The sequence below is a fragment of the Streptomyces abyssalis genome, from assembly GCF_001751365.1.
GTDB lineage: Bacteria > Actinomycetota > Actinomycetes > Streptomycetales > Streptomycetaceae > Streptomyces > Streptomyces abyssalis.
Window position 1 is genome coordinate 808140 of sequence record NZ_LJGT01000038.1, and the last position, 18826, is coordinate 826965.

Here is an 18826-nt window from a genome sequence, read left to right on the forward strand (position 1 = left end):
GCACGTGATCGGCTGGTGGGTCGCCCCCAAGTACCGCCGCTGGCAGGAGCGCAGCAGCCACGAGCAGGTCGAGGCCTCGACCCGGTGGATGCTCGCCGCCTATGCCTGGCTGACGGTCGTCGGCTTCGTCGTACAGCTGATGCCGAACGCGGGCCCCGGTGCTCTCTCCCTCACCCTCGCCTGGACGGTCTTCGGACTGGGCCTGGTGCAGTGCCTGCTCTGTACGGGCGCACTGCACCAGGCCGTCGACGGCTATCTGGGCACCCGTACCGTGCCGGGCTCCCTGCTCGTGCTTCCCGCCGCGCTGGTGGGAGTGATGACCGCGCTGACGGTCGCGCTGGTCGCGGTCGGCGCGGTCGAGGGCGGGCTGACCGTCGGGCTGGCGCTGCACGGGACGCTTGCGCCGTTCGCCGTGACCTTCGGTGTGACGGTGCCGCGGCGGGTGGCGGCCCTCGCGCTGTGCGGCTTCCTCGCCGTCGCGCTCGCCGCGCTCGCCGCGACGGCGATGCCCTGGTCGGGTGTGCTGGCGGCACTGGTCGTGACGGGTCTCGGCGGTCTCCTCTCCGTCTTCACCGGGCGCTCGTCCGCCTGGTACATCGCCGTCATCAGGGAGCTTCAGGAGGCACGGGGTGTGCAGGCGCGGCTGGCCGTCGCCGAGGAGCGGCTGCGCTTCAGCCGGGATCTGCACGACGTGATGGGGCGGAATCTGTCGGCGATCGCGCTGAAGAGCGAGCTGGCGGCACAGCTGGCGCAGCGCGGGGCGTCCCCTGAGGCGTCCGTGGAGCAGATGACGCAGGTGCAGCACATCGCACGAGAGTCGCAGTCGGAGGTGCGGGCGGTGGTCCGCGGCTACCGGGACGTCGATCTGCCCACCGAACTCGCCGGCGCGCGGGGCATCCTGCGCGCCGCGGGAGTGGACTGCCGTACCGACAACGGCGGTTCGCGGCTGCCCGTTCCGGTGCAGGCCGCGCTCGGCTGGGTCGTGCGGGAGGGGGCGACGAACGTGCTGCGGCACGCGGACGCCACGTGGTGCACAGTATGGGTGGGTACCGACGCCGCGGGCGGCAGTGCGCTGCTCGTGATGGAGAACGACGGCGCACGCACCCCGGCGGGTGAGGGCGCCGGCGGCCGCACGGGCTCCGGGCTCGCGGGGCTGCGGGAACGCCTCGACGGGGTCGGCGGCACGCTGCGGGCGGTGCACGACGGCGAGAGAGGTACATTCCGGCTGACGGCCGAAGTCCCGCTCGCAGCCGAGGGCGAGAGCGGGAACGGGAAGGACACGGCGGAGTGATCGGCGGGCAGGACGGGCCAGGGCCCGGCGGCGACGGCGGGCCGGACGGCGGCATCCGCGTCCTGCTGGCGGACGACGAGCATCTGATCCGGGGCGCGCTGGCCGCGCTGCTCGCCCTGGAGGAGGACCTCACGATCGTCGCCGAGGCGGCGTCCGGTCCGGAGGCGGTGGCGATGGCCCGTGCGCACGCGCCCGATGTGGCCGTACTGGATCTGCAGATGCCCGGCGCCGACGGCGTACAGGTCGCGACGGAGCTGCGTGACCAACTGCCCGCGTGCCGGACCATGATCGTGACGAGTCACGCGCGGCCGGGTCATCTCAAGCGTGCGCTCGCGGCGGGCGTGCGGGGCTTCGTGCCGAAGACCGCCTCGGCACAGCAGCTCGCGGAGATCATCCGGGCCGTGCACGGGGGAACGCGTTACGTGGACCCGGAGTTGGCGGCGGACGCGATCAGTACGGGCGACTCGCCCCTCACCGCACGTGAGACGGAGTTGCTGGCGCTGGCGGCCAACGGGGCTCCGGTCGCGGAGATCGCGGAGCGTGTCTCGCTCACACCGGGGACGGTGCGCAACTACCTCTCGGCGGCGACCGCGAAGCTGGGCGCCGAGAACCGCCATGCGGCCGCGCGGATGGCTCGCGAGCGGGGCTGGCTCTAGGGGGGTTCCGGGGCGCCGTGGACGTGCCGCGTGGCAGCCTCCGCGCCCAACACCCCACACAGGCGGGCGAATTCGGACTATTCAGAGCCCGGGACCTCAAGGCGGGGCAAGCATTCCGGAGCCGGATATTCTTCTCTATCTCTTGCTTACCCCTATGCCAATTCTCAAAGATTGAGGTTTACTTGAGATTGGCGAGCGGAAGGCCGTATAGAGAACCTGACCAGTAACATATTGGTCCAGGCCACAGTCACCCGTGGCATAAAGCTGCCCCGCCGCATTGCAGCAAACTGTCACGGATTCCTCTTCTGCCGCGCATCCCGTGCTGGCATCTTCATCCCTGCGGAAGCGAACCTGGGCATTCACGGGGAGGCAAGCGTGCGCAAGACCCGCTTCGCTGCAGTTTACGGTGACGACCGAAAGCTCAAACGACGGGGGACCCGCGCCCGGTGACCACCCTGAGCTTCCTGGCTTCGACCACTTTCGCGAGGAACAGCCAGTCACGTCTCACAAGCTCGGAGGAATCCATGCTGGAAGAGAAGCTGAACCTTCAAATTCAGGACCAGCTCCACGAGGAGCACGCCGGCGAGATCGCCGAAGAGGCGGCTCCGGTCCTCGCCACCCCCGCGCTCGCGGGTGCCTTCGTCGGCGGCGCGGCCGTCGTGACGGGCGCGTACGCCGCCGGCAAGGCCGTGGGCTGACCACTGGCACATTTCCCGGCCGGCCGACTCGGTCCGGCCGTCTGTCCCTACATCCGGAGAGACAGACGCTCCGGGTGATCCAGAACAGAACAGGAGTGCGCACATGAACGATGTGACTTCGCACATCAACGCGTCAGCGGAGCTCGCTTCCGTCGAGATCACCGACGCCGAGGGTGTCGTCTTCACCGACTACACCCCGGTGATGGGCACCCCCGGCGCCTTCCTCGGCGGCGTCGCCATCGCCTCGGCGACGGTTGCGGCCTTCGAGCAGGGCCAGGGCTGATCTGATCCCGGCTCCGACCCGCTGATCAATCGGCCACGTGGTACCCCCTTCTGCGCGGCCGGATGAACTCGGGGCTCTGCCCGGTCGGCCGGTCCTGACACCGGCCGACCGGGTAACACCATCATCGATGAAGATTTCTTTCAAGTCGGCCCAGACCAACTGCCGCGCATTTCCTTACTCTTTGCCGATTCTCCGCACCTGTCTTCACGCTCGTCCGCAAACGAGTCCTTGCGTCTGATTTCGCACCACGCCCTTTCTGCCTTTCATCCCTTTTCAGACCGCCACCCCCCACCCGGTACCCCGGCACCGAGGAGACCGACGTGAAATCGCTTGCCAAAAAGCTGACCTCGACATTTCTCGGGCCGGTCCCGATCTCCCGCAGTCGGGCGCTTGCCGTTTCCGAGCGGCTGACGGCGGTGACGTCCCTCACGTCGAGTCTCGAATACATCACCCACCAGCGGCAGATACGCCGCGGCGGGCTCAACGACTGGACCATTGCGCGCGGCATGCACGCGTCGTCGACGCGGCCGACCCGGCGCATCCTGGACACCGTCGGAAACCCGAGGACGACGCGTGCGCTGCACATCGGGCGAATTGCGGCCGCTGCGGCGCTGCTCGCGCCCGGCAACGCCCGCTGGCGTGGCGCCGCCAACATGTTCCTCGGGCTGAGCAACGCGGCCCTCTACCCGCGGCACCGCTACGGGACCGACGGCTCCGACCAGGTCTCCTCGTTCGTGCAGACGGCTGCCGGGCTCGCCCGGCTCTCCCGCCAGCCCGCGGTGCAGGACGCCCTGTTGTGGTACGTCGCGCTGCAGGCCAACCTCTCGTACCTGGTCTCCGGCTGGGTGAAGCTGCTGGGGGAGCCCTGGCGGGACGGTTCCGCGCTCAACGGCATCATGCGCACCCGTACGTACGGTCACGAGGGCATGTGGAACCTCACCAACCGCTACCCCGTGCCCGCCCGTTACCTGGCGCACGGCGTGCTGGCGCTGGAGTGCCTGTTCCCGGTTGCGTACCTCAAGGGCGGCGCGCTCGCACGGCCCGTCATGGCGAGCGCCGCGGCGTTCCACGTGGCCAACGGCTACTTCATGGGGCTCGGCCGCTTCATCACCGCGTTCGAGGCGATGCACCCGATGGTCGCCTACACCAGCGCCCCCAAGGACCACCCCGCGGTGGCCGGACGCGACGACCGGATGCTGAAGGCAACGGCCGCCATGGCCGCCACCGGTGTGACCATTGCCGGTTTTCTCGCGGCGATGCGCCGCATGCGGGCCACGGACCCGTGGCCGCACGGCAAGGTGCTCACCACGCGGCACGGCAACGAACTGCACTACAACGAGCGGGTGTCGGAGGACACGAAGGCGCCCGTGCTGGTCTTCGGGACCGGAATGATCTCCACGACCGAGCACTTCGGCTGGATCACCGACAAGCTGGTCGAGGAGAGCGACTACGGGATCATCTCCTACAGCCGGGCCGGCTACGGGCCGAGCAAGCGCCGCAGCACCGGCACGTACACCCTGCAGGAGTCCGTGGACGACCTGATCGACCTTGTGCGGAACGGGGTTGCGGCAGACCGCGACGTATACCTCGTCGGGCACTCCCTCGGCGGTGAGATCGGGCGGCGCGCGGCCCTCGAACTCGGCGACCGTATCCGTGGCGTGATCTACCTCGACAGCTCCCACCCGGACGAGCTGACCCGGTCCAAGCAGCAGCAGGAAGCGGCCGACCGGCTCAAGGACGGCCTGAACATGTTCACCCGCAGCCTGCAGACCGGCCTCGGCGCCACCCTCGTACGTCCCAAGTGGGTGCACGACCTGCCGGCCGAGGTGCGCAGCCGCGCCTTCGCCCAGTACGCCGACAGCAGGCTGTGGCGGGCCGGAATGCGTGAATGGGACGCCACGGAGGACGACTTCCGCCGCTTCAGCGGCGACCTTCCGGCGGTCGGCGCGCACGCGCTCGTGCTGTCGGCGCAGCGGACAGTGGACCGCGACCCCGAACAGCTGCTGATGCACAACGAACTCGGCGCGGCACACCGCGGAGAGGGACGGGTCGTCCGCAACTCCGTGATCGAGGGGGCCGACCACGACACGATGCTCACCGACGCACGCCTCGGCGGGGACGTGGGGCGCCGGATCCTCGACTTCCTGCGGGAGGTCGAGGGCCTGCACGGCGAAGAGGGCCGTACCGGCGGGAGCAAGGGCAACCAGTCCAAGGAGGCACGATGACAACCACACCGGGCGGAGTACGTTCCGTTCTCTCGCGCGCCTTCACCGGGCCGGGCGGTCTCACCCGTGCCGCGGGGGCGGCCCTGCTGCTCGGCACGCTCTCGGCGCAGCACCCGAACCCGCTGTTCAACAGGGCGCAGAAGATCGACATCTTCTCGGGGCTCTTCCCCAACTGGCGGTTCTTCGCGCCCACTCCGGCTCAGCACGACTACCACATCCTCTACCGGACGCTGAACCGCGAGGGGGAGACCTCCTCCTGGCGGATGGTGGAGGTCATCGTGGGCCGCAAGCTCCCGCAGATCTTCTGGTTCCCGGGACGGCGGCCCGAGAAGGCGATCTTCGACATCGTCACCGAACTCATCACCCAGCTGGACAAGGGTTTCAGCGGGATGATGAAGCTGCCCTCCTACCGGATGCTGTGCGCGTTCCTGCGGCACCGCATCCGTGAGGACGGAAGGGCAGAGGGCGTGAAGGGCTTCCAGTTCACGCTCGTAAGGGCCACCGGCTTCGAGGAGTCCGATCCGGAGGTCGTCTTCGTCTCCCCGTACACCCCGATGACGGGGCCGGGGGAGACAGCGGGCGGCGACGGCGGTGCCTCGGGTTGGGGACCGTCCTACGACTCACACATAAGGGACGACTCACGCGGGGAAGTACCCGCACAGCCGGCCTGATCAGCACCGTTCCCGGAAGGGGTCAAGCACATGTCCACTGGCTCGATCATCATCTCCGTCATCGCGATCATCATCGTCGCGGCCATCGCTCTGAACGTCTCGAAGAACAGCAAGAAGAAGTAGGCACGGGCCCCGGCAAGCGGAAGGCCGCACATCACGACACCGAGAGGGGGCCCTGATGAGCTCTGTGGACGACATAGGCTACGGACGGCAGTTCGGAGACTTCTACGACCGGATCTTCCCGAGCGGCGCCTACACCGAGCCGACCGTGCGCAAGCTCGCCTCCCTGCACCCCAGCCCCGGTGAACGCGCCCTGGAACTCGGCGTGGGCACCGGCCGGGTGGCGATACCCCTGGCCCAACGGGCCTTTCCCGTCACCGGCGTCGACTCCTCGCCCGAGATGCTGGAGCAGCTGAGAGAGAAGTCGAAGGAGGCAGGCGCGGACGTCGAGGCGGTGCACGGCGACATCCGCAAGTACACGGACGAGGCGCAGTACGGCCTGGTCTACTGCGTCTGCGCGACCCTCTCGATGATCCTGGACGCCGACGACCAGCGGGCCACGATCCAGGCGGCCGCCGACCGGCTCGCTCCCGGCGGCGTCCTCGTGGTCGAGACGTCGAACCCGGGGGGCCTGCGGGTACTGCACGAAGGCCGGCAGCGCACCTCGTACTTCATTCCCTACCCGGAGCCGAACACGGGCCTGCTGACGTACTCCACCGTCTTCGAGGACAAGAGTCTGTGGCACGCGTCGCACATCTGGTTCGAGGACGGCAAGTCCTCGGTCGGCTCCGAACTCGCCCGGCTCACCACCCCGGAGGAGGTGGACGAGTACGCGGCAGCCGCCGGCCTGAAGCCGGTCGACCGCTGGGCGGACTGGGAGGAGACGCCGTACGCCGACGACTCCCCCATGTTCGTCACCACCTACACGGCGAGGTGACACCGGCATGAGCAGCACCCTGGAGGCGAAGGACACGTCGGACTCCGCAACTCCCGACGTGGACGGGCCGCTCGAGCATCTGGGTCCGGCACACGCGCGCAGGCGGCGCGGCGGCGCCGCCCCGGCCGCCGTGTGGTATCTGTCGCGACGCCACCGGGGGCTGCTCGCCGCGGGCGTCGTGATCGGCCTGATCGGGGTGGCGGCGCAGCTGGCGCAGCCGTACGCGATCGGCGAACTCATCAAGCAGGCGGGGGCCAGGGAGCCCCTGACCACGGCGGTCCTCGTCCTCGTGGGGCTGTTCTGCGTCGACGGCGGTTTCTCGGCGCTCCAGTCGTATCTGATCGGCAGAGCCGGCGAGAACATCGTCTACGACGTGCGGATGCTCCTGACCAGACGGCTGCTTCGCGTGGACCTGTCCGCGTACAGCAAGCAGCAGCAGGGCGACGTCCTCACGCGTACGGTCTCCGACACCTCGCTCGCGAAGATCGCGCTGTCGCAGAGCCTGGCGCAGCTCGTGATCAACGGGTTCACGGTGGTCGGCGGCGTCGTCGTGATGTTCCTGATCGACGTGTGGATGATGCTCATCACGCTCGCCTGCCTCGGCCTCGCCAGCGGCGTCTCCCTGGTGCTGGCGCGCAGCGTGCGCCGGGCGGCGGTGGTCAACCGCGAGGACACCAGCGCCTACGGCTCGGACGTGCAGCGTGTGCTGTCCGCCCTGCCGACCGTCAAGGCCTCCCGCGCGGAGGACCGCGAGACGCAGCGGATCGGCCTGCTGGCCTGGCGTACGCGGAACTCCGGAGTGCGCGTCAACGGCCTCAACGCGCTGTTCATGCCGGCCATGAACGTCGGTACGCAGGCGGCGCTCGCGGTCGTCGTCGGGGTCGGCATGACCCGCGTGACCCGGGGGACTATGTCGATGGCGGATCTCACCGCCTTCGTGATGTATCTCTTCTACATGGTCTCCCCCCTGGTGCTGTTCTTCCTGGCCATCGGCCAGTTCCAGCAGGGGCGCGCGGCGATCCGCCGGGTCGACGAACTCACCACCCTCCCCCAGGAGGGCGGCGTGCTCGACAGGATGCGGCACCGGCCGAAGCCACCCGTCAAGTCGTCGCTCTCGGAGGACCAGGAAGCGGTCGAGTTCCGCTCGGTGCGCTTCACCTACGGCGGCGAGGGCGGCGGAGGCAGCGGCGGGAGCGACGGTGCGGACGGAGACGGAGACAGCGGCGGCGAGCAGCCGGCGGAGACGCTCTCCGACGTCAGCTTCTCCGTGGCCGCCCGCGGCATGACCGCGGTCGTCGGCCCGTCCGGCGCGGGCAAGACGACCCTCTTCCAGCTGATCGAGCGCTTCCACGCACTGGACTCCGGAAGCATCATGGTCGGCGGCAAGGACGTCGAGACGATGCCGCTCGCGACGCTGCGCGGGCTCGTCGGCTACGTACAGCAGGACACCGCGGCCATGCGCGGAACCGTACGCGAGAACGTCGTGTACGCGCAGCCCGACGCACGCGAGGAAGACATCCGGGAAGTCATCGAACTGGCCGGTCTCACCAAGGTCGTCGACGACCTGCCGGCCGGTCTGGACACCGAACTGGGCGACCAGGGCAGCGGACTCTCCGGCGGCCAGCGGCAACGTCTGTGCATCGCACGCGCGCTGCTGCAGAAGCCGGCCGTGCTCCTCCTCGACGAGGCCACCTCGCACCTGGACTCCGACTCCGAGCGGGAGTTCCGCGACACGCTGCGCAAGGTCTCCGCCCGCTGCGCGGTGATCGCCATCGCGCACCGCATCTCCACCGTCGTCGACGCCGACAAGATCGTGGTGATGAACGAGGGCCGCGTGCAGGCCACCGGCACGCACGACGACCTGATGCGGCGCGACCCGCTCTACCACCGGCTCGCCAACTCCCAGCTGCAGGCGGCAACTTCGGCGGCCCACTGGCCCGCGCCCGGGCAGAACGGGCAGAGCGGGCAGCAGCAGGCGCAGCACTGGCCGAACGGGAACGGGGCCGGGAGCGAGACCGGGGCCGGGGCCGGGAACGCACCCGGGAACGCGCCCGGGACCGGGACCGGGAACGCACCCGGGAACTCTTCCGGGAACGCTTCCGGTAACGCTGCAGGGAACGGGCACGGGACGCAGGCGGCGCCGGACGGCACGCCCGTCGGCGGTTCGCGGTGACGCAGACCGCCGATGCGGCCATCGTCGGCACAGGCCCCAACGGGCTGGCGGCCGCGGTGACTCTGGCACGGGCAGGCCTGCGCGTCGAGCTCCACGAGGCCGCCGGGAGCATCGGCGGCGGGCTGCGGGGTGAGGCGTACTTCGACAGCGACGTCCGGCACGACGTGTGCTCCGCCGTCCATCCGATGGCCGCCGCGTCGGCGTTCTTCCGCGAGTTCGACCTCCCAGCCCGCGGCGTCGAACTCCTCGGCCCCGACATCGCCTACGCACACCCGCTGGACGACGGACGCGCCGGCCTGGCCCACCCGGACCTGGACGCCACGTGCGACGGTCTCGGCGCCGACGGCCCGCGGTGGCGGCAGCTGATGGAGCCGCTGCTCCAGCACAGCACCGGCCTCGTGGACTTCTTCATGAGCGGTCAGCGCTCCGTGCCCCGCGACCTCGCCGCACCCCTGCTGCTCGCGGCGCGGCTGCTGCCCCGCCGGGTGATCGGCGGTTTCCGCGGGGACGTCGCACCCGCGCTGCTCACCGGTGTCGCCGCGCACGCCGTCGGCAAGCTGCCGTCCCTCGCCTCCGACGCCGTCGCGATGCTGCTGGGGCACCTGGCACACGGCACCGGCTGGCCACTGCCGCGCGGCGGCAGCGAACGCATCGCCCAGGTCATGGCGGACGACGTACGCGCGCACGGCGGCACCATCCACACCGGCTCCCGCATCACCGGCCTGAGCCAGCTCGCCCACGCCCGCGCCGTCCTGCTCGACACCACTCCCACCCAACTTCTCGCCCTCGCCGGTGACCGTCTCCCGGCGGGCTACGCACGGCAGTTGAGGCGCTTCCGGTACGGACCCGGCGCGGCGAAGGCCGACTTCCTCGTCTCGGAGCCCGTCCCCTGGACCAATCCGGACGTCGGCCGCGCCGGCACCGTCCATCTGGGCGGCAGCCACACCGCGATCGCCCGTCAGGAGAATCTGACCGTACGGGGCAAGGCCACCGACGAGCCCTTCGTGCTGCTCGTCGACCCGGCGGCCACCGACCCCGGGCGGGCGAGCAAGGGCAAGCGGCCCGTGTGGGCGTACGCGCATGTGCCGAACGGCGATCCGCGCGACCCGGTGGCTCTCGTACGCTCACGCATCGAGAAGTACGCACCCGGCTTCGGTGACACCGTCCTGGCGGCACGCGGCGTCCCCGCCCGTGACTACGAGACGTACAACCCGAACTACGTGGGCGGCGACATCAGCGCCGGCGCCATGACGCTGTACCAGTCGCTGGCCCGGCCGGTCCCGCGGCTGGACCCCTGGCGCACGCCGCTGCCAGGTGTCTTCCTCTGCTCGGGCTCCGCGGCGCCCGGACCGGGCGTGCACGGCATGTCCGGCCACCTGGCGGCGCTCTCCGCGCTGCGCCACAGCTTCGGGGTGCGCGAGGCACCGTCGCTGAGACCCACGGCGGCGGCCGGCCGGGGCTGAGATCCGGCCGGGCCCGCGGCGGCCCGGCCGGTCGGACGCGTGCACTGCGGGACGCGTGCACTGCGGGACGCGTGCACTGCGGGACGGGTGCTGCGCGGGACGGACGGGGTGGGGCGGTCCGATGCGGTGCGGATGGCCCCACCCCGGTGCCGCACGGCCGGCCGCGGCCCTCACCGGGGACCTCCCCCTAGATCCAGCCGCGCTCCCGTGCCAGCAGCGCCGCCTGCGGCCGGTTGCCCGCACCGAGCAGCTGCATGAGTTCGGCGATGTAGCGCCTGTACGTGCGTACGGACACGCCCAGATCCCGCGCCCCCGCCTCGTCCTTGCCCCCGGAGCACATCGCGCGCAGCACCATCCGCTCCAGCTCGGAGGGCCCGTCCTCCTCCACGGCCCGCCACTCGCCGAGCAGGACCCCCAGGTCCTCCGACTCCGCCCAGATGGACTCGAACAGGGCGAGGATGTTGGAGACCAGACCGCTCTCCTGCGCGAACAGGGCGCCCCGCGTGGCGTCTTCGGGATCGACGGGTACGACGGCGGTGCGGCGGTCGTACATCTGGATCTTCGCCGTGGTGTGGTTGACCAGCCGTACGCGCGCCCCGTGCGATTCCAGCTCCCGCAGATGCGCCACCGTCGGCGGGTGGTCGAGCGCCTTGCGGACCAGCACCGTACGTACCGACAGACCGCGTCTCAGGCAGCGCAGCACCCGCGGGCACGACTGCTCGATCTCCTCCGGCCGCAGAGCGATGGCCGGTTCGACGAGGGCGACCTCCTCGCGGGCGAAGAAGGCCAGGTCGTCGATGCGGTCCCGGATCTTGGGAGGGTCGGTGAGCTGCTCGATCCCGACGACGGCGGGCTCGCGCACCTCACCCCGCTCCGCGCGCAGCGACGCCACCAACGGCTGGAGCTGCGTGACGCGTTGCAGCTTCTCGTGGAGTTCGTGCAGGCGCAGGTCCAGCAGCCTGGCCACCGCGACGTCCGGGTCGGCCGCCAGCAGCGCGTCGTCCCCCGCCGGGCTTCGCCCGTGACTGTTGCCCCCGCCGCGCAGCAGGCCCAGTTCGCGCAGCCTGCGCAGCTCCCTGCGCGCCGCGTTCGGCGGCAGCCGGAGCTGGTCGATGAGACCGTCGAGCCCTATGCCCGGCTCGCGGAGACAGAGCCGGTATATGTGTTCCTGATCCTCGGTGAGACCGAGATAAGACATCTCGTTCGTACCCAAGGTGATTCCCCCTGTCCGGTCGCCCGCCAGGACCCGTGCACATGGGTGGTCGTAAAAGCTTGGGATCCCACATGCCTGAACAGGCTTCCGAGCATAGAAAAAACGAAGGCGTCCAACACCCCTGTCAGAAAGACCATTTCGAAAGGGGCCTTCATATGGTGCGCATCTGCCCCCGTATGCACCGTCCTGGACGGAGGAATCGCCTCCGGAAAATTCTCCGTGCGTTCAGCACGTAGATCACAACTCAGCGGAGCGGCCAGTCCCAGTCGAGCCCGGTGAGCATCCGGTAGGCCTCCGCGTACTTCGCGCGAGTCGCTTCCACGACCTTCTCCGGCAGCGGAGGCGGGGGCTGTTCACTGCTCCGGTCCCAGCCGGACTCGGGCCCGGAGAGCCAGTCGCGCACGAACTGCTTGTCGTACGAGGGCTGCGCCTTCCCCGGCTCCCACTGGTCCGCGGGCCAGAACCGGGACGAGTCGGGGGTGAGCACCTCGTCCCCGAGCACCAGCCCGACGTCCGAAGCGGCGGACACCCCGATCCCGTCCTCGCCGTCGCCCTCCCCGTGGCCGAACTCGAACTTCGTGTCGGCGAGGATGATGCCGCGGTCCGAGGCGACGTCGCGGGCGCGCTGGTAGACCGCCAGCGTCAACTGACGGAGCTGGGCGGCGGTCTCCGCACCGACCTCGCGGGCCACCTCCTCGTAGCTGACGTTCTCGTCGTGGTCACCGACCGCGGCCTTCGTGGCGGGTGTGAAGATCGGGCCGGGCAACTCCGAGCCGTCGGTGAGCCCTTCGGGCAGCGCGAGACCGCAGACCGTACGGGTCTGCTCGTACTCCGCGAGGCCCGAACCGGTGAGATAGCCACGGGCCACACACTCCACCGGGATCATCCGCAGCGAGCGGCACACCATGGTGCGCCCCGCCCAGTCGGCCGGCGCTCCCGCGGGCACTTCGGTGCCGATGACGTGGTTGGGGACGAGGTCGGCGAGCTGCTCGAACCACCACAGGGAGAGCTGGGTGAGGATCCGGCCCTTGTCCGGGATCTCCGTCGGCAGCACCCAGTCGTACGCCGAGATGCGGTCGCTGGCCACCATGACGAGATCGCCCGCCTCGTTGCGGTACAGATCGCGCACCTTGCCGGTGTGCAGATGCAGCAGGCCGGGGACCTGCACGGGGTCGGGCTTCTCCACGAATCCGGACACTGGTCCTCCGGGGTCGGCTTGGGGTGTCCCCGGGTCCCCTGGGGCACCTCCCACCGTAGGAGGAGCGTGGGGGAAGCCCGGAGCGAGCGCGCTTCAGCTCCCGATTGTCCCGTACGGGGGCTTCGCACACCTCCCGGGGCCGGTGGAAGAGCCACGGGGCGCCCGCCGCTCAGCCGATCTTGCTGACCCGGTCGAGGAGGTTGGCGGTGGCCCGCTGGACGCGGGGATCGACATGGCCCGGGCGGTCGAGCGCGGGCGACCAGGCGAAGGTGCCGGAGCAGAAGACCAGCGCGCCGGAGGGGGCGCGGTACAGGGACGTCTCCTGGTGGCGGCGGGTGCCCCGCGTGTCCTGGTACGGGGAGTGCGCGAGCAGCACGCGCTCGGAGTGGGCGGGCAGGCTCGTACGGGGGAAATAGCAGTCGGCCTCGCCCGCGACCAGGCCGGGCAGCCCGTCGCCCTCGGACGCACCGGTGGACTCCCAGAGCCAGTGGCCGCTGTTGCGCACCACCAGTGGGTACGGGTGGGGCACCTGCCCCGCGTACTGGATGCCCAGCACGCGCTGCTCCGGCTCACCCTGGGTCCGCCACTGGGCCGGGCGGCCGGGGCCGCGGCGCTTCCGGCAGGTCAGCAGCCGGTCGGGGGCGCCGCCGGGCAGCGGGTCCAACTGCACCTGCCAGAACATGGTGTTGGCGGAGAGGAAGACCAGCGAGGTGCCGGAGTCGCGGGCCCGCTCCACGGAGCGGCGCATGGGCACCGTCCAGTACTCGTCGTGGCCGGGGAAGACCACGCCGCGGCAGCGTGCCGGATCGACGCGGCCCGCGTGCAGGTCGCGGGCGTCGGCGTAGGCGAGGTCGTACCCGTTGCGCTCGGCCCAGCGGATGAAGTCGTAGGCGTGGCCCACGTGCAGGGGCAGGCCCGCTCCGGCGTAGGGGCGGTCGAAGGAGACCGTGACGGCGGCGTCCGCCTCTCCCAGCAGGCGCCCCTCCTCGTCCCAGGCGTGGTAGAGGCTGGCGCCGGTGCGGCCGTTCTCCGGGAAGAGGTTGTACGCCTGCCAGGTGATGTCCGGCAGTACGAGGAGAAGGTCCGCGGGAGTGCGGTCGCGCACGGTGAAGGGGATGTGCGACCGGTGCCGCCCGTCGGCGGTGGTGAGGACGGCGACATAGGCGCCCGTGGACCAGTGTTCCGGGATCTGCAGGCGCCAGGAGAGCCACCAGTGGTGGCAGGAGACGGTCTTGTCGGCGGTGAGCGGGGCGGGCTGGCTGATGCCCGACAGGCGCGGGCTGGTGGTGATCTTCCGGGCGCCGTCGCCGCCGTAGTGACCGATCCGGTAGATGTCGACGCAGAAGGGCTGAGGCGGGTCGACGGTGATCCGGAAGTCGAGGGACTCCCCGGGTGCCGTGCCGCCGTCGCTCCCGGCGAAGCCCTTGATCTGACAGTGCAGATCGTCGGCGGTGCGGGGACGGCCGACACCGGGACTGCGGTGGATCCGCTCGCCCGAGAGCACGTCCTCGAGGCCGGTGTGGTCCACGTACCACGGGACCATGCGGCCGTTGTCGAAATACTGTTCGCCGAAGCGGAGCCAGGGGAGCGGCCCCTGCCCGAACGGGTCCGTGACGGCGTGCGCCAGCGCCCCCGACTCCCAGCGCCGGATGGCTTCCCTACCCGCCTGCCCTTCCCCCGCTTGCTGCTGTCCCACCGGTGACCCCACCCCCACTTCTCGTCGTCACCCCGACGGCGTCACCCCATCACATTACGCGAGCGTGACGTCACCCCATGGCATCAGACGAGGCGGACGGGCTTGTCCGGCCTGACCCCGATGGCGGCCATCCACTCGCGCAGCGGCCGGCCGTCGCCGTCCTCGACGAGCTCCAGGACCGGACCCGTCAGATCCGCCACGCGCGCCCCGTCGACGAGGAGCGCCGGACCGTCGAGCCAGTCCAGCCCCGGTGCCGCGCCGGCGCTGTCCACAGCCGCGCAGCAGATCACCGCGGCGACGTGCTCCGTCATCAACTCGCGCCCGCTGCGGGGCGCCTGAAGGGGAAGCCCCATGGGCGAGACACCGGCTCCGCCTCCCGTGCCCGCTCCCGCTATGAGCGGCGCCACGAGCGCGTCCTCCCACGACTCGCGTGAGGTCTCGCGTGCGACGGCGGCACCCAGGCGGGCGGCCAGCTCCTCCGTACGGGCCTCCCCGCTGCCCGCGAGCCACTCCATGATCCGGGCCGGGGTGGCTCCGCCGTCCACGGCACCGCTGCCGGGCCGGTCGAGGGCGTCGAGATGAGTGAAGAGGCGGGCCGCCCGGGTGCGCCAGATGCGGTCGACGACCTCCTCCGGATACGCCTGCCAGTCCACCGGCGCCCAGTCCGGACCCGGCTCCGGCGGCCCGCCGTGGAAGAGGCGGGCGGCGAGCAGTGAGACCGCCTCGTCCACGGTGCCGGGCTCGTCCAGCAGGTCGCAGGCGGGCCTCTCGCCCAGCCGCGAGGTGAAGCCCTCCGCGAGCCTGTCCCGGTGGGAGAGCTCCGTGAGCGCGGAGACCACCCCGGCGTCGAGCCGGGCCGGCCACCGGCCGATGCGCCAGGCGGGCAGGGCGACCCGCGTGAGCAGCCTGTCCCAGCCCGCGTATGCGAGGCCGACCTGTTCCTGCGCCGCCGTGCGCAGCGCGTGATCCACACCCTGTGCACGAGCGGCCGCCGCGGCGGCGACACCGCGCTCCATCTCGGCGGCGTGCGAGGCGCAGGCGCGGAGCATCAGCCGGGCGCTGCCGCCCGCGAAGCGGACGAGTGCGCGCTTCGCCCGCCCGGGCCCGCGCACCGCCTGCGCCTTGTCGGCGACGGCGACAGCCGCGTCCAGCCCCCGCACGAAACGGCGGGCCGCGGCTATGTCCGGGTGCGCGGAGGGCCCCGTGCCCGCGACCACGGGCGCCAGCAGGGCGCGCAGCTCCGCGACCCGCATCCACCACAGGAACGGCGAGCCGATGACCAGCACCGGGGCCGCCCGCCCCCGCGTGCGGTGCGAACGGTCCTCCAGCCAGCTGTCGCAGTCCGGCGTGAGCGCCACCGCCGAGGGCACGGGGACCTCCAGCCGTTCGGCGAGATCCCGCACCAGCTCGTACAGATCGCGGGCGGAGCTCTCCTCGACGGGGACGGTCGGCGAGACGGCCGGCCGGGACCGCGCGATCACGGCCGCGACGCCCGCAGCCGTCGCCAGCACCAGCACCGCGACCGCGCTCACCGCCAGCCGTACGCCCGCCCAGCCGGCGCCGACGCGGCCCGTCGCCTCCGCGGCGAGGAGGATCACCGCGGCCGCCGCGGGCAGCAGCGCGAGAGCGAGCGCCCCGCCGCGGATGCGGAGCACGGAGAGAGCGTGCGATCGCGCAGAGCGCGTCCCTGCCTGGCGGCCCACCACGAACTGCTCACCCCCATCACGACGTGCCCGGATTCCCGGACTTCGGTGGTCCCACTGTGGCACCGCGCGCCGCCACCGCAACGTGCGCGGGGCCAGCCGGGACCCGGCAGGGCCCGGGGGCTGTGCCGAAGTCCCTCCCCCAGACTCCGTCTGGACGGGGGTCCCCCCGGTCTCGCCAAGGGGAGTGCCCCGGGCCCGCCCTGCGGCCGGACGACGCCGGTTCGGGACACCCGTAGAGGGTCTCCCGCCCCCGCCGCTCAGCGCAGGGCCGAGGGAGGCGCCGGGAGAGGCCCCATGCGGCTTGCGCGGAACCCTAGTTGGACCCCTCACACCCGTCAGCCGCTCCGCTGTCCGGTCACTCGATGGAATGGCTTTGGGGAGAGCTCTTGCGTCAGCGGGGGGTGAGAGGGGTGTCCGCCCGCTACCCCTGTGCCCCTTTTGCGGTGGTGTCGGCTGCCCTGGCCGCGATGTCCGTACGGTGGTGCGAGCCGTCGAGCCGGATCCGCTCCAGCGCCTCGTACGCCCGTTCGCGCGCACCCGAGAGCCCGGCTCCCGTCGCGGTGACGGACAGCACGCGCCCGCCGGCGCTGACCACCCGGTGCTGCGCGTCCCGCTTGGTGCCCGCGTGCAGCACGTACGCATCCGGCGCGTCCTGCCGGGCCACCGCGTCGAGCCCTTCGATCACATCGCCCGTACGGGGCGACGCCGGGTAGCCGCTCGCCGCGACGACGACGGTGACAGCCGCCTCGTCGCTCCAGCGCAGCTCGGGGAAGGCGGCCAGCCGGCCGGTGGCGGCGGCGTGCAGCAGCCCGGCGAGCGGCGTCCGCAGCCGCGCCAGTACGGCCTGGGTCTCCGGGTCGCCGAAGCGGGCGTTGAACTCGATCACGCGGACACCGCGCGAGGTGATCGCGAGCCCGGCGTACAGCAGCCCCGAGAACGGCGTCCCGCGGCGCCGCAGTTCGTCCACGGTCGGCCTCAGCACCGTCCGCTCGACCTCCTGCACCAGCCCGGGGTCCGCCCAGGGGAGCGGCGAATAGGCCCCCATGCCACCTGTGTTGGGGCCCTCGTCGCCGTCGTAGGCGCGTTTGAAGTCCTGTGCCGGCTGGAGCGGCACCACGGTCTCGCCGTCGGTGACCGCGAAGAGCGAGACCTCCGGGCCGTCCAGGAACTCCTCGATGACGACCCGCTCGCAGCCGCGGGCGTGCGAGCGTGCCTCCTCGATGTCGCCGGTCACGACGACCCCCTTGCCCGCGGCGAGCCCGTCGTCCTTGACGACGTACGGAGGGCCGAAGGCGTCCAGCGCCTCGTCGGCCTCCCCGGGGGTCGCGCAGACGTGGCTGCGGGCCGTCGGGACACCGGCCGCCGCCATCACGTCCTTGGCGAACGCCTTGGAACCCTCCAGACGTGCGGCCTGGGCCGACGGCCCGAACACGGCGATCCCGCGCGCCCGCAGGGCGTCCGCGACCCCGGCGACGAGCGGCGCCTCGGGCCCGACGACGACGAGGTCCGCGTTCACGTGGGGGGTCTCCGCCAGCGACGCGACGGCGGCGCCGTCCGTCGCGTCGACGGCGTGCAGCGTGGCCACCTCGGCGATTCCGGCGTTGCCGGGCGCGCAGTGCAGCGCCGTGACCTCGGGGTCGAGCGAAAGAGAGCGGCACAGGGCGTGTTCGCGGGCGCCGCCGCCGATGACCAGAATCCTCACGGGAGCAGCCTAGACGGCACCTTCAGGCGCCTGGGCGGGGCACTCTTTCGAGTGAGAGCGAAATCCGTCCTATACCTGAACAGTGCACAATTCCGTGGGAATTCGGCCGGGAAGTGGTGTTGCGCCCCCTCTTCCGGCGGTAGGAAGGGCCCTTCGGAGCTCGAAGCGTTCGTGGTGCGTGTGTTGTGGGGTGTGACGGTGAGCAAGCCGGAGATGCGGCCCGGAGCGGGACGGGCGTTCCCGCTCGGTGACTGGGGCGAGCCGGGGGAGCGCCTCGACGAGCTGTACGTATGGGTGGAGCAGCGTGCGCTGTTCATCGCCGACTGGTATCTCTCCGACCGCACCTGGAAGCGGCGCGGAGCGCGCGCCCTGCGCACAGGAGCCGCGCTGGGGGCCACCGCCGCCGCGGTGCTGCCGCTGCTGGCCCTGACGGGGACGCTGCCCGTGCGGCACGCCGTGTGGGGTTATGTGGCACTGCTCGGCGCCCTGGTGTGCGTGTGCGCGGACCGCTGCTTCGGGCTGACCACGGGCTGGATCCGGGACGTCTCGACGGCACAGGCGATCCAGCGCAGGCTGGAGACCCTGCAGTACGACTGGGCGTCGGAGTCCGTGCGCGAGATGCTCGGCCCGGCGGAGGGCGGTGCCGGCGAGGCCGCCGAGCGCGGTCTGACCCTGCTCCGCCGCTTCACCGAGGACGTCTCGGAGGTCGTACGGGCCGAAACCGCCGACTGGATGCAGGAGTTCAGGCCCGGGTCGTCGGCGTCGGCCGCCCGCCCGGCAGCCGTACCGGGCGTACGTCCGGCCGAAGTCTGCGCCGCGGCGCAGAACGTGCACCGCCTGCCGGCGTCCCCGGGCTTCCGCACCAGCATGCCCCGGCAGCGCCCGCCCGAAGGGCCGCTCTGAGCGAACCCCTC

Annotated in this window: 15 protein-coding genes; 10 read left to right on the forward strand and 5 right to left on the reverse strand. The window is 71.5% G+C overall.

Annotated features, from left to right (window positions below):
- The first annotated feature begins 4 nt into the window (after positions 1 to 4).
- The 9 genes from AN215_RS10795 to AN215_RS10830 all read left to right on the forward strand — a co-directional run bounded on the left by AN215_RS10795 (position 5) and on the right by AN215_RS10830 (position 10397).
- A complete protein-coding gene (locus tag AN215_RS10795) occupies positions 5 to 1291 on the forward strand; it encodes a sensor histidine kinase (RefSeq protein WP_070012850.1) in 1287 nt (428 codons plus the stop codon).
- On the forward strand, positions 1291 to 1947 hold the full coding sequence (locus AN215_RS10800; protein WP_070013816.1) for a response regulator transcription factor: 657 nt from the start codon (positions 1291 to 1293) through the stop codon (positions 1945 to 1947). The genes AN215_RS10795 and AN215_RS10800 overlap by 1 nt, the downstream gene beginning before the upstream one ends.
- Positions 1948 to 2471: 524 nt before the next feature.
- Complete coding sequence (locus AN215_RS29810) at positions 2472 to 2645, forward strand: hypothetical protein (RefSeq protein ID WP_171904161.1); 174 nt, start codon at positions 2472 to 2474, stop codon at positions 2643 to 2645.
- 103 nt (positions 2646 to 2748) lie between these two features.
- Positions 2749 to 2928 carry a hypothetical protein gene (locus AN215_RS10805; RefSeq protein WP_070012849.1) on the forward strand — a complete coding sequence of 60 codons (180 nt, stop codon included), beginning with the start codon at positions 2749 to 2751 and terminating at the stop codon, positions 2926 to 2928.
- A 320-nt stretch (positions 2929 to 3248) separates the two neighbouring features.
- The gene (locus AN215_RS10810) at positions 3249 to 5153 is read left to right on the forward strand and encodes an alpha/beta fold hydrolase (RefSeq protein ID WP_070012848.1); all 1905 of its coding nucleotides are present in this window, start codon (positions 3249 to 3251) and stop codon (positions 5151 to 5153) included.
- Entirely contained in the window at positions 5150 to 5824 is a 675-nt protein-coding gene (locus AN215_RS10815; protein ID WP_070012847.1) for a hypothetical protein, read from the forward strand. Before AN215_RS10810 ends, AN215_RS10815 begins: the two co-directional genes overlap by 4 nt.
- Positions 5825 to 6002: 178 nt before the next feature.
- Complete coding sequence (locus AN215_RS10820; protein WP_070012846.1) at positions 6003 to 6761, forward strand: class I SAM-dependent methyltransferase; 759 nt, start codon at positions 6003 to 6005, stop codon at positions 6759 to 6761.
- Positions 6762 to 6768: 7 nt separating this feature from the next.
- The gene (locus AN215_RS10825; protein ID WP_070012845.1) at positions 6769 to 8934 is read left to right on the forward strand and encodes an ABC transporter ATP-binding protein; all 2166 of its coding nucleotides are present in this window, start codon (positions 6769 to 6771) and stop codon (positions 8932 to 8934) included.
- Entirely contained in the window at positions 8931 to 10397 is a 1467-nt protein-coding gene (locus AN215_RS10830; protein ID WP_070012844.1) for a phytoene desaturase family protein, read from the forward strand. The genes AN215_RS10825 and AN215_RS10830 overlap by 4 nt, the downstream gene beginning before the upstream one ends.
- A 187-nt stretch (positions 10398 to 10584) precedes the next feature.
- Here AN215_RS10830 and AN215_RS10835 read toward each other — a convergent pair whose 3' ends face one another.
- The 5 genes from AN215_RS10835 to purD form a co-directional block, all read right to left on the reverse strand.
- Positions 10585 to 11610 (reverse strand): helix-turn-helix transcriptional regulator, encoded by a 1026-nt coding sequence (locus AN215_RS10835; protein ID WP_079122885.1) that lies wholly within the window; start codon positions 11608 to 11610, stop codon positions 10585 to 10587.
- A 244-nt stretch (positions 11611 to 11854) separates the two neighbouring features.
- Complete coding sequence (locus AN215_RS10840; protein WP_070012843.1) at positions 11855 to 12808, reverse strand: phosphoribosylaminoimidazolesuccinocarboxamide synthase; 954 nt, start codon at positions 12806 to 12808, stop codon at positions 11855 to 11857.
- A gap of 169 nt (positions 12809 to 12977) precedes the next feature.
- Positions 12978 to 14504: a N,N-dimethylformamidase beta subunit family domain-containing protein gene (locus tag AN215_RS10845; protein WP_070012842.1), complete on the reverse strand. Its 1527-nt coding sequence runs from the start codon at positions 14502 to 14504 to the stop codon at positions 12978 to 12980.
- Between the two features lie 83 nt (positions 14505 to 14587).
- Positions 14588 to 16207 (reverse strand): hypothetical protein, encoded by a 1620-nt coding sequence (locus AN215_RS10850; protein WP_070012841.1) that lies wholly within the window; start codon positions 16205 to 16207, stop codon positions 14588 to 14590.
- 424 nt (positions 16208 to 16631) lie between these two features.
- Positions 16632 to 17912 carry a phosphoribosylamine--glycine ligase gene (gene purD, locus AN215_RS10855; RefSeq protein ID WP_070012840.1) on the reverse strand — a complete coding sequence of 427 codons (1281 nt, stop codon included), beginning with the start codon at positions 17910 to 17912 and terminating at the stop codon, positions 16632 to 16634.
- 198 nt (positions 17913 to 18110) lie between these two features.
- Here purD and AN215_RS10860 point away from each other — a divergent pair, with 198 nt between their 5' ends.
- Positions 18111 to 18815 (forward strand): SLATT domain-containing protein, encoded by a 705-nt coding sequence (locus AN215_RS10860; protein ID WP_070013814.1) that lies wholly within the window; start codon positions 18111 to 18113, stop codon positions 18813 to 18815.
- Positions 18816 to 18826 lie beyond the last annotated feature (11 nt).

Coding starts and splice junctions, on each gene's coding strand:
- AN215_RS29810 (WP_171904161.1), top strand. CDS start 2,472: ATGCTGGAAGAGAAGCTGAACCTTCAAATTCAGGACCAGCTCCACGAG.
- AN215_RS10805 (WP_070012849.1), top strand. CDS start 2,749: ATGAACGATGTGACTTCGCACATCAACGCGTCAGCGGAGCTCGCTTCC.
- AN215_RS10815 (WP_070012847.1), top strand. CDS start 5,150: ATGACAACCACACCGGGCGGAGTACGTTCCGTTCTCTCGCGCGCCTTC.
- AN215_RS10820 (WP_070012846.1), top strand. CDS start 6,003: ATGAGCTCTGTGGACGACATAGGCTACGGACGGCAGTTCGGAGACTTC.
- AN215_RS10825 (WP_070012845.1), top strand. CDS start 6,769: ATGAGCAGCACCCTGGAGGCGAAGGACACGTCGGACTCCGCAACTCCC.